Raw genomic sequence first — 13,930 nt, 5'->3', positions numbered from 1 at the left:
CCGGCCCTGTAGCACCCCTGGCGGAGTGAGGGAAGAGACGGTCGCACCCAGGATCCGAGCGCAGACTCGATGGATGAGTCGACGCCGTCCCCGCCCCCGCCCCGACTGGGTCGCCGCCCTGGAGACGGGCGACGACGCGGGCCTCTTCGGCCCCGGCAGCGCCGTCTGGGCCGTCAACGGCGCGATGCCGACGATGGTCGCCGGCGTCCGCGCGCTGCTGATGCAGACGCTGCACGCGGGCGCGATGGCCGGCGTGCACGACCACTCCCGCTACCGCGAGGACCCGATGGGCCGCCTCGACAACACCGTGCGCTGGGTGCTGACCACCAGCTTCGGGGACACCGCCACCGCCTCCGGAGCCGCCCGCTGGGTGACCGGTGTGCACGAGCGGATCGTCGGCACCTATCAGGACGCCGCCGACGTCGAGCGGCACTACTCGGCCCAGGATCCGCGGCTGCTGCTCTGGGTGCACGACGCCTTCACCGACGCGTTCCTCGGCGCGCACGAGCTGTGGGGCGGTCCGATCCCGGGCGGCGCCGACGCCTACGTCCGCGAGTGGGCCGCGTCCGGTCGCCTGCTCGGGGTGGAGAACCCGCCCGAGAGCGTCACCGAGCTGCGCGAGCAGCTGGCCGGGTTCGCGGGCGAGCTGCGTCCCGACGAGCGCGTGCACGAGGCGGTCGAGTTCCTCCGGACGGTGAAGCTCCCCGGGGAGGCCGGGCTGATCTACCCGCTGCTCTTCGCCGGCGCCACCGCCTCGCTGTCGCCCGAGGTGCGCCGCCTCCTCGGCCTCCGCCGCCCGTGGTGGCCCGCGATCACCGCGACCCGCCTGCTGATGCGCTCCCTCGAGCTGTACCTCGGCCGCGTCTCGCCCAGCGAGCGCGCCGCACGCACCCGCCTCGGCCGCCTCGCCGCGACCCGCACCGCCGCGAGCTGATCTCGGCGGCCCCTCGGCGCCGGTCGCTCCGCCAGTTCTCCCGGCTTTCCGAACACCTGTCCGGGAAGTGGTAGACTGCCGGAGATGTCTTCCGCTCGAGCCGCCTCTCCGCACGGAGTGGAGGCACCCGTCACCCCGGGGCCCGCGTCGGCCGATCCGCGCACGCGCCGAACTCGCCGCCGGGTCTTCGACGCGGTCGAGCGGCTCGTCATGCAGACCGACGGCGGCCGTGCCGAGGGCATCGCGGTCAGCGACATCGTCCGCGAGGCCGGCATCAGCCGCAGCTCGTTCTACTCGCACTTCGAGGACGCGGCGGCCGTCGCCTCCGCCCTCCTCCGCGAGGACCTCGTCGTCGCGGACGTCGCCGCTCCCGACCCCGCGGACCGCACCGGCGCCCGCGCGCTCCGGCGCGGCTACGTCCGCCTCGTCGACCGGCTGGTCGACCGGCACGCCTTCCACGCCCGGCTCCGCGCCCGCGCCTCGGCCCGGGTCGCCTCGGACGACGCCGTCCTCGACACCGTGCTCGCCCTCCACCGCGAGGTGCTCGCCCGCGTCGACACCCCCGCCGGCATCGATCCCGAGCTGACGGCGACCTTCGCAGCCGGCGGCGTGCTCGCCGTGGTCGGCGCCTGGCTCGCGGGCGGCCTCGACGGCACCGACGAGGAGCTCGTCGAGCAGCTCGTCGCCCTCCTCCCGCCCTGGCTGGCCGACGCGCCGCTGCGGGCCCCGGACTCCTCCTCCCTCCCACCACGCCCCACGATGAAAGGCACGACATGATGACATTCGAGGTCGGCGAGACCCTGGTCTACCCGCACCACGGAGCGGTGACGATCACCGGGCTCGAGAAGCGCTCGGTCAAGGGCGTCGAGAAGACGTTCATGACGATGAACGTGCACACCAGCGAGCTCACGATCACCCTGCCCGTCGAGAACGCCGAGCTCGTGGGGGTCCGCGAGATCATCGACGACGCCGGCGTGCAGGCCGTCTACGACGTGCTCCGCAGCGACGTGGCCGAGGAGGCCAGCAACTGGTCGCGCCGGTTCAAGGCCAACCAGGAGAAGATGGCGAGCGGCAGCGTCTACCGCGTCAGCGAGGTCGTCCGCGACCTGTGGCGCCGCGAGCAGGCCGGCGGAGTCTCGGCCGGCGAGAAGCGCATGCTGCTGAAGGCCCGCCAGATCCTGGTCTCGGAGCTCTCGCTCGCGCTGAAGGCCACCGACGAGGAGGCCTCCGCGAAGCTCGACGAGGTCCTCGCCTCGGCGATCTGATCCGCCCCGACGGCGCGTCCACCCTCCGGGGCGGGCGCGCCGTCGGCGTCTCCGCACCCCGGCTCGCCGCCGCCGTCAGCCGTCCTAGGCTGGTGGAGCCGGCCGGACGCGGTCGCGCGCAGGAGAGCGGACGGGAGCGCGGTCGATGACGGCATCGGACGAGGCGACGAGCGCCGCCGCCGCGCTGCAGGAGCTGCTCGCGCAGACCGTCGTCGAGCTCGAGCTCCGCGGTGTGCCCGATCAGGCTCTCGCCGAGCTCCGCCGGCCGCGCGCGATCCTCGGCTTCCGCCGCGCGCCCGTGATGGCTCCGGTCACCCGGGCCTGGCGACTCGGCGTCCTGCTGCTCGGGCACGACGGCGACGTCTTCGCGACCGGCTCGGTCACCCGCTCCGTGGCCCCGCTGCACGCCAACAATCAGTCGGAGTCGCAGGAGGCGCGCCGGGAGATCCGGAAGGCCGCCTTCGACGGACCCTTCCAGGAGGGCGAGATCGTCAACCACGGCTGGCGCCGCCTGGCGATCGACGCCGAGAGCCTCGCCGCCGGCCAGGAGCCGCTGTCGCTCCGCGGCGACCGGGTGGTGGTCCGCTGGGCACCCGGCCTCGGCGAGCAGGGCCTCATGCCGCTCGAGCGCTACCTCGCCGACCGGCTCGACCTGCTCGAGGGGGCGTAGGAGCCGACCGCTCCGGCCGGCTCCGCCGCGTCACTCTGCCGTGTCACTCCGCGGTGTCAGCCCGCAGAGTCACTCCTCTTCGGCGACCGGGTGGAACCAGGGCGGGTAGACCGCGACGCGGGGAGTGGCCCCGCTGTTCTCGAACATCGCCTTGACCTTGTTCTTCATGGTGACCGACGGCACGCCGACGACGGCGATCTCCTCGATCGGGAAGCGGTCCGGCACGAGTGCCTCGGCGCTGCGCAGCGCGGGCTCGTCGACGAGGAGCCGCGCGAAGGTGCGGACGAGCGCGTCGCCCTCGGTGAAGCGGGTGAGCACGTGCGACGCGTCGCCGTCGCTCAGCACGGGGGCGGAGGACAGCGAGCCGACCAGGACGACGAACTGCGACGCCGTGGTGGTGCGCGCGCGGGGCGACCAGTGCGGCAGGACGCGGTCGCCGCGGAGGTCGGCCCAGAGCGCGGCGTCGGGGGAGAGGAAGAACGGGACGTAGCCGGCGACGCTGACGCCGTCCTTGACCTGGACGGCGCGGCGGTGCTCGCGGGTCGTCTCGGCGCTGACGTCGACCGCGGGGCGGCCCTCGAGGTTCTGGTCGGCCAGGACGGCGCCGGCGGCGACGATCGCCTCGAGGTTGTCGAGGTGGGTCACGTGGTAGATGCGCTGCGCGGTGATGTCCACCTGCGGGAGCGGCTTCTCGCGGGCGGTGCCGCGGGCGGCGGCGCGAGCGGTGGCCGCGCGGGACGTGCCGGGCACGCGCACCGGAGCCCGGGTGCGGCCCTGCGGCTCGGGGAGCTTGGCGGGGGAGCAGACGTCGCAGAGAGCGATGTCCAGACCGTGGATGCATTCTTCGGGCACGCGTGTAATCCTTCTGCGCGCGGTCTCGGGATTCCGGCGCAAGGTCGACGTTACGCGACCGCGGCGACCCCGTGCCGTCCCGGCGGTGATCCGCGGACCTCCGACGTGCCCGGCCGCGCATCGCCTGGGAGCGGGAGAGGCGCCGCCGCCCGCCCGCGTAGCGTGGTCCGGATGAAGCGCACACCCCCCGCTGAGGGACAGGAATCCGTCTGGGACTACCCGCGACCGCCCAGGGTCGAGCCGACCTCCGAGCACGTCGTGGTCCGGCTCGGCGGCGTCGTCGTCGCCGACACCCGGGAGGCGTTCCGCGTCCTCGAGACCAGCCACCCGCCCGTCTACTACCTGCCGCGCAGCGCGTTCGCCGACGGCGCGCTCGAGCCCGCCCCCGGTCGCAGCATCTGCGAGTTCAAGGGCGCGGCCTCCTACCTGACGGTCCGCGGCGGCGAGGCCGTCGCCGAGGCGGCCGGCTGGATCTACCCCGAGCCGATGCCGGGCTTCGAGCAGCTCGTCGACACGGTCGCGCTCTACCCGGGGCGGATGGACTCCTGCACCGTCGACGGCGAGACCGTGCAGCCGCAGCCGGGGGACTTCTACGGCGGCTGGATCACCTCCCGCGTGGTCGGTCCGTTCAAGGGCGCGCCGGGAACGATGTTCTGGTGACGTTCCGGCGGCTCCGGCGTAACGCCGGGTAACCGCCCGACGCGCCGCCCGCCTCCTCTGCCACGGTGGTGCCCACTGCCGGAGGGCTGGCACGAGGGAGGCGGATCATGGCACGGCACGGGCACGCGAGCGAGGACGGCTGGGGCTTCTCGACCCGGCAGCTGCACGCCGGAGCGGTCGAGGACGCGCTGCACGCGCGGCGCACTCCGATCTACCTCACGGCCGGCTTCAGCTTCGACTCCTTCGACGAGGCGCGCGACCGCTTCGCCGGCGCGGACGGCTACACCTACACCCGGGTCGGCAACCCGACCACCGACGCCGTCGAGCGCCGCCTCGCCGCCCTCGAGGGCGGCGTCGAGGCGCTCCTGGTCGGCAGCGGTCAGGCGGCCGTCTCGGTCGCGCTGCTCGCGCTCGCCTCCGCCGGAGACCACGTGGTCGCCGCCGCGAGCCTCTACGAGGGCACCCGCAACCTCCTGCTGGAGAACCTCGCCCGCCTCGGCGTCGGCGCCACGTTCGTCGAGGACGCCGACGACCCGCTCGCCTGGGCCGCCGCGATCACTCCGCGCACCCGCGCCGTCCTGATCGAGTCGATCCCCAACCCGCGCAACGACGTGGTGGACGTCCGGCTCGTCGCCGAGGTCGCGCACGGCGCCGGCGTCCCCGTCGTCGTCGACAACACCTTCGCGACCCCGTACCTCCTCCGCCCGCTCGAGCACGGGGCCGACATCGTCGTGCACTCGGCCAGCAAGTTCCTGGCCGGTCACGGCGCCGTGATCGCCGGGGTGATCGTGGACGGCGGCCGCTTCGACTGGCGCACGCCGCAGTACCCGCACCTCGCCGCCGCGATCGAGCGCGGCGGCGACCCCGAGCGGGCCTTCGCCGACTACGCCCGCCACGTCGTCGCCGGCCGGATGGGGCCGACCGTCTCACCGCTCACCGCGTTCCTGCTCGAGCAGGGGCTCGAGACGCTGTCGCTGCGGGTCCGCCACCAGTCGCGCAGCGCCCTCGCCGTCGCGCGCTGGCTGGAGGAGCGGCCCGAGGTCGCGAGCGTCGACTACAGCGGACTCGCCTCCAGCCCCTCGCACGCGCTCGCCCGCCGCCTGCTGCCGCGCGGGCAGGGCTCGGTCTTCTCCTTCACCCTGCACGGCGGCGAGGAGGCGGCGCGCCGCTTCTCCGACGCCCTCGGCCTCTTCACCCGGATGACCCACCTCGGCGACGTCCGCTCGCTCGTGCTGCACCCGGCCTCGACCACGCACGTCGGCCGCACCGCCCAGCAGCTCGAGGCCGCGGGGATCGGCCCCGGTCTGCTGCGGCTCTCCATCGGCATCGAGGACGTCGAGGACCTCCTCGCCGACCTCGAGCTCGGGCTGCGCGCCGCGGCCGTCCGGCCGCTCGTGCTGGCGGAGGCGTCGTGAGCCGGCCGCAGCACTTCGCCTGGTTCCTCTCCCGCGGCTTCGGGCCGCAGGCCTGGGGGCAGCCCGGCTGGGAGTGGGACCACTCCTGGACGGCGGCCGAGGTCTACCGGCGCAGCGCCCGCGAGCTCGAGCAGGCCGGCTTCGACCTCGTCATCATCGAGGACGCGCTCTCGCTCGGGAACGCCGGCACCCTCGACCTCCGGATCCGCCGCGCCTACGGCGGACCCAAGCACGACCCGCTGCTGCTCGCGCCGTCGCTCTTCGAGGCCACGCAGCACCTCGGCGTCGCGCCGACCGTGAATCCGATGGCCTACAGCCCGTATCAGGCGGCGCGCCAGTTCGCCACGCTGCAGCACCTCAGCGGCGGCCGGCTCGGGCTCAACGTCGTCACCGACGTCGGCAGCAGCCGGCACTTCGGCTTCGAGCCGCTGCCGCACGACGGCGCCTACGACCGCGCGCACGAGTGGCTCGACTCGCTGCGCGAGCTCTGGCGCAGCTGGGACGACGGCGCGCTCATCCAGGACGAGGCGACCGGCCGCTTCGCCGACGGCGACCGGCTGCACGCCCTGCAGCACCGCGGGACGCACTACTCCTTCGACGGCCCGCTGAACGCGCTGCCGTTCGGCGCTGGATCCTCCACGGGGGCCGCCGCCGGCCCCGGCGAGCCGATCATCGTCTCGCCCGGCGGCTCGCCGCGCGGCATCGACTTCGCCGGCGCGCAGTCCGAGATCCAGCTGGCCCTCGCCTCGCTCGACACCGCGACGGTCCGCGCCTATCGCGAGCGGGCCCGCGCCGCGGCCGCCGCGCACGGCCGGAACCCCGACGACCTCACCATCCTCTTCGTCTTCAAGCCGATCATCGTGTCGAGCAGGGAGGAGGCGCAGCGCCTCGTCGACGCCTCCGCGCACCCCGACGACGCGGCGCTGCTCACCGCCGCGGCCGCCTGGTCGAGCGACCTCGAGACCGATCTGACCGCGCTGGACCTCGACCGCCCGGTCGACCCGTCGGTCTTCGGCGAGCACGTCTCGCGCGGCAGCATCGCCGGCCTCTACGGCGGTGCCGACGAAGACGCCCCGCTGCGCGCCCTGCTCACCGCGAAGGCCCGGCTCGGCCTGATCGCAGATCGCAGCGGAGTGGTGGGCACCGCGGAGGAGGTCGCCGACTTCGTCCAGGAGCTCGGCGACGACGCGGACAACGACGGCGTCGCGTTCTCCGGCGACTTCCACCCGGTGACGCTGCACCGGATGCTCGACGAGCTGGTGCCGATCCTGCGCCGCCGCGGGATCCTGCGGCGGGAGTACCCCGGGGGCGGTCTGCGCGGGAGCCTCGCGGAGTTCTGAGCGGCTCGGCCCGGTCGGTCTCTCGCTAGGAGTCCGCCGACGGCTCGGTGATCAGGAGCGCACGGGCCGCCTCGAGGCCGGACACCTCGAGCGCCCACTCCGGGCGGCGGAAGGTGTCGGGCGTGACGCGGAACCGGATCTCCTCGACCGCCACTCCGTCGGCGCCGACCGTGCGCTGCGTGCCGTTGGGCTCGTAGCCGAGCCCGGTCGACACCCGGATCGACGCCGTGTTCCACGCCAGCGCGCTGCTCTCCGCCACCTCCGCACCGAGGTGGTCGAAGGCGAGCAGCAGGGCCGCCGCCCGCATCTCCCGGCCGAGACCGCGGCCCTGAGCCGCGCGGGTGAGCCACGAGCCGGAGGAGACGGTGCGCCGCGCCGCGAACTCGTCGGCGAGCAGGTCCTGGCAGCCGATCACCGCGCCGTCCTCGACGATCGCGAAGGCCACGCGCCAGGAGTCCGGCCGCGTCGCCGCACGGAGCGACCACTGGTAGCGGGCGAGGTCGGCGGGCAGCTGCTCGGCGGGCGCCTCGGCCCAGGCCGCGGGGAACGGCGATCGGCCGGGCTCGTGGATCCCGGCGACGGCGGCCGCGGCGAGGGCCGGCAGATCGGCGTCGCGGACCGGGTGCAGCTCGAGGCGCGGCGTGCGCAGCACGAGGGAGAAGAGCGGCCAGGCCGCGGAGGAATCGTCCATCCGACGACGCTAGCGAAGCGGCGACGCGCGCGGGGCGCCTGCGGTACCGGTGGTGGGACTCGAACCCACAAGCCCTCTCGGACAGAGCATTTTGAGTGCCCCGCGTCTGCCATTCCGCCACACCGGCTCATCACGAGCCTGTCGAGAATACCGTAGGCTCTTCGGCGTGACAGACCAGGAAACTCCGCAGACCGCACCCCGTCGGGTCGTCGTCGCAGAGGACGAATCGCTCATCCGCATGGACATCGTGGAGATCCTCCGCGACAACGGCTTCGAGGTCGTCGGTGAGGCGGGCGACGGCGAGACGGCCGTGGCTCTCGCCACCGAGCTGCGCCCCGATCTGGTGATCATGGACGTGAAGATGCCCCAGCTCGACGGCATCTCCGCCGCTGAGCGCCTCTCGAAGGCGCACATCGCCCCCGTCGTCCTGCTGACCGCCTTCAGCCAGAAGGAGCTGGTCGAGCGCGCGAGCGAGGCCGGCGCGCTGGCCTACGTGGTCAAGCCGTTCACGCCGAACGACCTGCTGCCGGCGATCGAGATCGCCCTCTCCCGCTACGCCCAGATCCTCACCCTCGAGGCCGAGGTCGCCGACATGGTCGAGCGCTTCGAGACGCGCAAGCTCGTCGACCGGGCCAAGGGCCTGCTCAACGAGAAGATGGGCCTCTCCGAGCCCGAGGCGTTCCGCTGGATCCAGAAGGCGTCGATGGACCGCCGTCTCACCATGCACGACGTCGCCCAGGCGATCATCGAGCAGCTCAGCCCCAAGAAGTAGGGCGGCGGCGGCCCGAGGGCCGCGCCGTCACGGCCAGAGGCGGGTGCGCTCCCACGGGGAGCCGTCCGCCTCTGTCGTTCCTGCGTCCGTCGTTCCCGCAGCGTCCGTGGCGCTGTACAGCAGGCGGGTGTGGTCCTGCTCCGCCCTGGTCGAGCCCTGCCAGAACTCGATCCGCTCGGGCACGACGCGGTAGACGGCCCAGTCGCGGTCGAGCGTCGCGGGGGAGCAGGCGACGGCGACGCCGGTCTGCAGCGTCACCAGGTCGAAGTCCTCGGCGCGTTTCATCGGCTCGCTCTGCCGGCCGACCAGCAGCGCCGTGCGCGCGGCCTCCGAGCGCCGCTGGAAGTCCTTCTTCGACTCCTCGGCGGACGCGCGCTCGACGCGGCCCTCCACCCGGACCTGCCGGCCCTGCACCGGCCAGAAGAAGGTCAGCGCGGCGTGCGGGTTCGCCGCCATCGCGCGCCCCTTGGGGCTGGAGGCGTGGGTCGAGAACGCCCAGCCGGCGTCGTCGATGTCGCGGAGCACGAGCACGCGCGCCGAGACGGTCCCGTCGGCGTCGGCGGTCGACAGCGTCGCGCCGTGGGGGAGGAGCTGGCCGGCGTCCTTCGCCGCCTCCAGCCACTGCCCGAACAGCTCGACCGGATCGGCCGGAGCCGCCTCCGCATCGAAGTCGGGCAGCTCGGAGGGCATGGACGGCAGGGAGCGCAGCAGATCGCGGAAGGTCACGCCCCGAGCCTAGGTCGCCCGCCCGGCCACAGCGGGGGCTTGCGGAGCCGTCGCGGCCTCCTCGTCCGGAGCGGCCGAGCATCGACCTGCGCCGGCTCTGTCGCGCGACGTCCGGCACGGGGCGACAGCGGTTGCACCCGGTCGGACCTCGTCGCTACAAAGGCCATACTCGGATGGTTCGCGCCTGCGAACTGGGAGCGGCGGTAGGGATCGATGCCGCCAGTAGCGCTGAGGACGAGGGCACGTGCGTCGCCATCTGCACTCTGCGGCGGCGGCTTTGTTCCCTGTCAGCGAGTTCTACAAGGAGCGGGTTCATGAGAGTGACATCGACGACACCCGAGGCACGGTGGGGTGCACCTCGATCGAGGCTCGGCTTGATCATCTTCACGGTGTGCCTGGTTTCGTTCTTCATCATCGGGGCGGCGTTCCCCGAGGTGCGGCACTCCTCTCCCCTGGTGACGCTTCTCGTCATGGTCCCGATGCTGGCGTTCGTTCCCCGAGCGATTCCGCTGGTGGAAAGATCGTGGCTTCTCGAACGGACGGCGCCCCGACCGACATCTGCTTCGTACTACTCCCAAGGTGCGGTCGGGCTGGTGGGGGCGACGCTGGCGCCGCTCGTCGATTCTCAGACGCCGGTCCTGGTCGCGGCGGCGGGCCTGATGCTCATCATCGGTTCGGTCGTCGTCGTGATCGTTCCCACTGTGCCCTGAATAGAACGGCCAGCGTGTGAGGTCGCCCGCACGCGCCGCGTCACACGACGCGCTCGCGCGGACGGGGTCGGCGGCGCGGGCACGCCCCGCCGGAGCCCGTCGTCCGTCGGCCCGCGGGCGGCACGCGCCATTCAGCTCACGTCCGGCGACAAGGCGGTACGGCCGAGGCCGGCCGCCGCTAGAACGGACGAGGCACGGGTGCAGGACCCGTCCTCAGACGGGGGAGTCTTTCGTTGCGCCCTGCGAACCGACCACGGCAGCCGACCCGGCGCGCGTCCCGGTCCCGGCTCGGGGTGCTGCTCGTCACGGCCACCGTCGTGCTCGAGCTCATGCTCGGCGCCTTCCTGCCGGAGCTGTGGCGGACACCGCCTCTGGTGCTCCTTCCCCTCGTCGTCTCCCTCCTCGCGCTCCTGCCTCGCGCCTTCCCGGTCGTCGAGGACTCGTGGCTGCTGGAGCGCACGGCGGCACGGCCGATGATCGTCGCGTGCTCCGCGGAGGTGGCGGTCGCTCTCGCGGGGGCGCTCCTGGCGGTCGCCATGGATTCGCCGAAGCCCCTCGTCGCGACGGCGGGCACGGTCCTCGTGCTCGGCTGCGTCGTCGTCGCCGTCGTTCCCAGCGCGGGCTGAGCGGAGCGGTCAGCGCGCGTCGCGGAGGATGTTCGTGATGCGGACCGTGCTGAGGCGGCGGCCCTGCTCGTCGCGGACGACGATCTCGTGCGTGGTGAGGGTGGAGCCCAGGTGGATCGCGTCGCAGGTGGCGATCACGTGGCCGTGGGTGATCGAGCGGCTGTGGCTCGCGTTCAGCTCGATGCCCATCGCGAGGCGGCCCGCTCCGGCGTGCACGTTCGCGGCGATCGAGCCCATCGACTCGGCGAGGACGACGTGCGCGCCGCCGTGCAGGATGCCGACCGGCTGGCGGTTGCCCTCGACGGGCATCGACGCGACCGAGTGCTCGGGCGTGAGCTCGTGCCAGACGATGCCCATCCGCTCGGCGAGCTCGCCCATGCCGCGCCCGATGTGCGCCTCGAGGTCGAGGACGGGCGGGCGGACCCAGGGGGCGGCGGTCGCGGCGGCGGGGGCGGATTCGGTCACGGTGCTCCTCGTGCTGGGCCTCCCGGAGGCCCTCCGCCGACGGGCGGGACCGGGCCCGAACCGGTGTCGGAGGCGCTGTGTAGTCTTGCCCTGTGTCAGATCCGGAACAGCCTACCCTCCTGCTCATCGACGGTCATTCGCTCGCGTTCCGGGCGTTCTACGCCCTCCCGGTCGACAGCTTCCAGACCCGCGACGGGCAGCACACGAACGCCATCCACGGCTTCCTGTCGATGCTGATCCTGCTGCTGAAGAACGAGAAGCCCACGCACCTCGGCGTCGCCTTCGACATCTCCCGCTACTCGTTCCGCACCCGCGAGTACCCCGAGTACAAGGGCACCCGCGGCGAGACCCCGCCCGAGTTCAAGGGCCAGGTCCCCCTCCTCGAGGAGGCGCTGCACGCGATGAACATCCGCACCGTCTCGAAGGAGGACTTCGAGGCCGACGACATCCTCGCCACGCTCGCCCGCCAGGGCGCCGAGGCGGGCTTCCGCGTGCTGGTCGTCTCGGGAGACCGCGACACCATCCAGCTGGTCACGCCCGACGTCACGCTGCTCTACCCGTCGACCCAGGGCGTCTCGCAGCTCACCCGCTACGACCGCGACAAGGTCTTCGAGAAGTACGGCGTCGAGCCGCACCAGTACCCCGAGATCGCTGCGCTCGTCGGCGAGACGAGTGACAACCTGCCCGGCGTCGACAAGGTCGGCCCCAAGACGGCCGCGAAGTGGGTCAACCAGTACGGCACCGTCGCCGACATCATCGCCCACGCCGACGAGATCAAGGGCGTCGTCGGCGAGAAGCTGCGCGAGCAGAAGGAGAACGCGCTCCGCAACCGCCGGCTCAACCGCCTGATCACCGACGTCGAGCTGCCGCTCGGCCCGAACGACCTCGACCGCCGTCCGATCGACCCGGACGCGGTCCGCGAGATCTTCAGCCGGCTCGAGTTCCGGACGCTGCAGGAGCGCGTGCTCACCATCGCCGCCGACGAGGGCGTCGAGGGCGCGGCGGAGGCGCTCGCCGGCGACACCGTCGTCACCGCGGCTCCGGCCGTGCGCAACCTGGTCGACGAGGAGCTGGCGCACTGGCTCGCCCGCGTCTCCGCGGACGGCACCGTGCCCGTCGCCGTGCAGGTGCAGCTCGGCGAGAGCGGGCTCGAGGGCGTCGGCCTGTCGGTCGAGGCCGAGTCGGCCTTCGTGCCCTGGGCCGCGGGCCGGCCCGACTACACCGCGCTCGAGGAGTGGCTCGCGAGCGACGCCCCCAAGTACTTCGCCGATGCCAAGCCGCAGGTCAAGGCGCTGCGCCGGGCCGGGCTCCCGGTGGCCGGACTCGCCTTCGACACCCGCATCGCGGCGTGGCTCCTGCAGCCCACCGGTCACGCGGCGACGCTGCCGGCCCAGGTCCAGCAGTACCTCGACGAGGCGATGATCCAGGGTGACCCGAACCAGCTCGTCCCCACCGCCCCGCCGATCGGCCCCGCGACCGAGGCCTGGTACGCGCACCGCCTGGTCGGCGTGCAGACCGAGCTGCTCGGCGAGGGCATGCTCTCGGTGCTCGTCGACATCGAGCTGCCGATCGTGCAGGTGCTCGCGACGATGGAGCTCACCGGTGTCGCGATCGACGCCGAGGTGCTCGCGCGCCTCCGCGGCGAGCTCACCGCGACCTCCGTCGACCTCGCGAACCGCGCCTTCGCCGAGATCGGGCACGAGATGAACCTCGGCTCGCCCAAGCAGCTGCAGCAGGTCCTGTTCGAGGAGCTGGCGATGCCGCGCACCCGCGCGACGAAGACCGGCTACACGACCGACGCGTCCGCCCTGGCCGACCTGCAGGAGTCGCACCCGCACCCGTTCCTCGGTCTCCTGCTCGAGCACCGCGACGCGACCAAGCTCAAGCAGATCATCGAGACGCTGGAGAAGTCGGTCACCGCCGACGGCCGGATCCACACCAGCTACGACCAGACCGGCACCGCGACCGGGCGGATCTCCTCCAACGACCCGAACCTGCAGAACATCCCGGTCCGCAGCGAGGTCGGCCGCCGCATCCGCACCGCGTTCGTGCACGGCGAGCAGGCGAGCACCCTGATCACCGCCGACTACTCGCAGATCGAGATGCGGATCATGGCGCACCTCTCCGGCGACGCCGGTCTGATCGAGGCCTTCCACAGCGGCGAGGACCTGCACCGCTTCGTCGGCGCGCGGATCTTCGGCGTCGAGCCGTCCGACGTCACCTCGGCGATGCGCAACAAGGTCAAGGCGATGTCCTACGGGCTCGCCTACGGACTGAGCGCGTTCGGCCTCTCCAAGCAGCTGCGCATCTCCAGCAACGAGGCGAAGCAGCTGATGACCGACTACTTCGTCCGCTTCGGCGCGGTCCGCGACTACCTCCGCACGGTCGTCGAGCAGGCGCGGGAGACCGGCTACACCGAGACGATCTTCGGCCGCCGCCGCCCCTTCCCCGACCTCCAGAGCGGCAACCGCGTCCTCCGCGACAACGCGGAGCGCGCCGCGCTGAACTCGCCGATCCAGGGCTCTGCGGCCGACATCATGAAGATCGCGATGATCGGGGTCCAGGCCGACATCGGCGAGAAGGGCCTGGAGTCGCGGATGCTGCTCCAGGTGCACGACGAGCTGATCTTCGACGTGGCCCCCGGCGAGGAGGACGTGCTCGAGGAGGTCGTCCGCGCGCGGATGGCCGGCGCCGTCGATCTCTCCGTCCCCCTCGAGGTGCAGGTCGGCCACGGCTCCGACTGGGACGTCGCGGCGCACTGACGCCGCGCGGCCCCGGGCCGTTCCGGGCCGCTGGCTAGGCTC

The 13,930-nt window shown here is 73.0% G+C and carries 15 protein-coding genes and 1 tRNA gene; 11 read left to right on the top strand and 5 right to left on the bottom strand.

What is annotated here, in order from left to right; genetic code table 11:
* Nucleotides 1–73 precede the first annotated feature (73 nt).
* The 4 genes from C1I64_RS08230 (at nucleotide 74) to C1I64_RS08215 (ending at nucleotide 2,869) form a co-directional block, all read left to right on the top strand.
* Nucleotides 74–934 carry an oxygenase MpaB family protein gene (locus tag C1I64_RS08230; protein ID WP_127886885.1) on the top strand — a complete coding sequence of 287 codons (861 nt, stop codon included), beginning with the start codon at nucleotides 74–76 and terminating at the stop codon, nucleotides 932–934.
* An 84-nt stretch (nucleotides 935–1,018) separates the two neighbouring features.
* Complete coding sequence (locus tag C1I64_RS08225) at nucleotides 1,019–1,711, top strand: TetR/AcrR family transcriptional regulator (protein ID WP_127886884.1); 693 nt, start codon at nucleotides 1,019–1,021, stop codon at nucleotides 1,709–1,711.
* Nucleotides 1,711–2,199: a CarD family transcriptional regulator gene (locus C1I64_RS08220; RefSeq protein WP_123446565.1), complete on the top strand. Its 489-nt coding sequence runs from the start codon at nucleotides 1,711–1,713 to the stop codon at nucleotides 2,197–2,199. The genes C1I64_RS08225 and C1I64_RS08220 overlap by 1 nt, the downstream gene beginning before the upstream one ends.
* A 145-nt stretch (nucleotides 2,200–2,344) precedes the next feature.
* Nucleotides 2,345–2,869 carry a hypothetical protein gene (locus tag C1I64_RS08215; protein ID WP_123735810.1) on the top strand — a complete coding sequence of 175 codons (525 nt, stop codon included), beginning with the start codon at nucleotides 2,345–2,347 and terminating at the stop codon, nucleotides 2,867–2,869.
* 69 nt (nucleotides 2,870–2,938) lie between these two features.
* Here C1I64_RS08215 and C1I64_RS08210 read toward each other — a convergent pair whose 3' ends face one another.
* Nucleotides 2,939–3,721: a DarT ssDNA thymidine ADP-ribosyltransferase family protein gene (locus C1I64_RS08210; protein WP_164874487.1), complete on the bottom strand. Its 783-nt coding sequence runs from the start codon at nucleotides 3,719–3,721 to the stop codon at nucleotides 2,939–2,941.
* Between the two features lie 171 nt (nucleotides 3,722–3,892).
* Here C1I64_RS08210 and C1I64_RS08205 point away from each other — a divergent pair, with 171 nt between their 5' ends.
* The 3 genes from C1I64_RS08205 to C1I64_RS08195 all read left to right on the top strand — a co-directional run bounded on the left by C1I64_RS08205 (nucleotide 3,893) and on the right by C1I64_RS08195 (nucleotide 7,136).
* Nucleotides 3,893–4,381 (top strand): DUF427 domain-containing protein, encoded by a 489-nt coding sequence (locus C1I64_RS08205; RefSeq protein WP_123446248.1) that lies wholly within the window; start codon nucleotides 3,893–3,895, stop codon nucleotides 4,379–4,381.
* A 107-nt stretch (nucleotides 4,382–4,488) separates the two neighbouring features.
* A complete protein-coding gene (locus C1I64_RS08200; RefSeq protein WP_127886882.1) occupies nucleotides 4,489–5,796 on the top strand; it encodes an O-acetylhomoserine aminocarboxypropyltransferase/cysteine synthase family protein in 1,308 nt (435 codons plus the stop codon).
* Nucleotides 5,793–7,136: an LLM class flavin-dependent oxidoreductase gene (locus tag C1I64_RS08195; RefSeq protein WP_127886881.1), complete on the top strand. Its 1,344-nt coding sequence runs from the start codon at nucleotides 5,793–5,795 to the stop codon at nucleotides 7,134–7,136. The genes C1I64_RS08200 and C1I64_RS08195 overlap by 4 nt, the downstream gene beginning before the upstream one ends.
* A 25-nt stretch (nucleotides 7,137–7,161) precedes the next feature.
* On the opposite strand, the gene C1I64_RS08190 is transcribed toward C1I64_RS08195, so the two are convergent.
* Together C1I64_RS08190 and C1I64_RS08185 are read right to left on the bottom strand one after the other, a co-directional pair.
* Entirely contained in the window at nucleotides 7,162–7,827 is a 666-nt protein-coding gene (locus tag C1I64_RS08190; RefSeq protein WP_127886880.1) for a GNAT family N-acetyltransferase, read from the bottom strand.
* A 44-nt stretch (nucleotides 7,828–7,871) separates the two neighbouring features.
* A tRNA-Leu gene (locus tag C1I64_RS08185) sits at nucleotides 7,872–7,954 on the bottom strand.
* Between the two features lie 39 nt (nucleotides 7,955–7,993).
* Between C1I64_RS08185 and C1I64_RS08180 the strand changes: the two genes are divergently transcribed.
* Nucleotides 7,994–8,599 (top strand): ANTAR domain-containing response regulator, encoded by a 606-nt coding sequence (locus C1I64_RS08180; RefSeq protein WP_123446252.1) that lies wholly within the window; start codon nucleotides 7,994–7,996, stop codon nucleotides 8,597–8,599.
* Between the two features lie 27 nt (nucleotides 8,600–8,626).
* Here C1I64_RS08180 and C1I64_RS08175 read toward each other — a convergent pair whose 3' ends face one another.
* On the bottom strand, nucleotides 8,627–9,325 hold the full coding sequence (locus tag C1I64_RS08175) for a pyridoxine/pyridoxamine 5'-phosphate oxidase (protein ID WP_127886879.1): 699 nt from the start codon (nucleotides 9,323–9,325) through the stop codon (nucleotides 8,627–8,629).
* Nucleotides 9,326–9,699: 374 nt separating this feature from the next.
* On the opposite strand from C1I64_RS08175, the gene C1I64_RS08170 reads away from it, so the two are divergent.
* Nucleotides 9,700–10,035, top strand: a complete 336-nt coding sequence (locus C1I64_RS08170) for a hypothetical protein (RefSeq protein ID WP_127886878.1) — start codon at nucleotides 9,700–9,702, stop codon at nucleotides 10,033–10,035.
* Nucleotides 10,036–10,328: 293 nt separating this feature from the next.
* Entirely contained in the window at nucleotides 10,329–10,661 is a 333-nt protein-coding gene (locus C1I64_RS08165) for a hypothetical protein (RefSeq protein WP_127886877.1), read from the top strand.
* 9 nt (nucleotides 10,662–10,670) lie between these two features.
* On the opposite strand, the gene C1I64_RS08160 is transcribed toward C1I64_RS08165, so the two are convergent.
* Entirely contained in the window at nucleotides 10,671–11,126 is a 456-nt protein-coding gene (locus C1I64_RS08160) for a PaaI family thioesterase (RefSeq protein WP_425272901.1), read from the bottom strand.
* 92 nt (nucleotides 11,127–11,218) lie between these two features.
* On the opposite strand from C1I64_RS08160, the gene polA reads away from it, so the two are divergent.
* Nucleotides 11,219–13,888: a DNA polymerase I gene (gene polA / locus C1I64_RS08155; protein WP_127886876.1), complete on the top strand. Its 2,670-nt coding sequence runs from the start codon at nucleotides 11,219–11,221 to the stop codon at nucleotides 13,886–13,888.
* The last annotated feature ends 42 nt before the right edge of the window (nucleotides 13,889–13,930 follow it).

The sequence above is a fragment of the Rathayibacter festucae DSM 15932 genome (genome assembly GCF_004011135.1).
GTDB classification, from domain to species: Bacteria; Actinomycetota; Actinomycetes; order Actinomycetales; family Microbacteriaceae; genus Rathayibacter; species Rathayibacter festucae.
The sequence above is the reverse complement of the archived record's forward strand: the minus strand, read 5'-3'. Positions and strand labels throughout refer to the sequence as shown.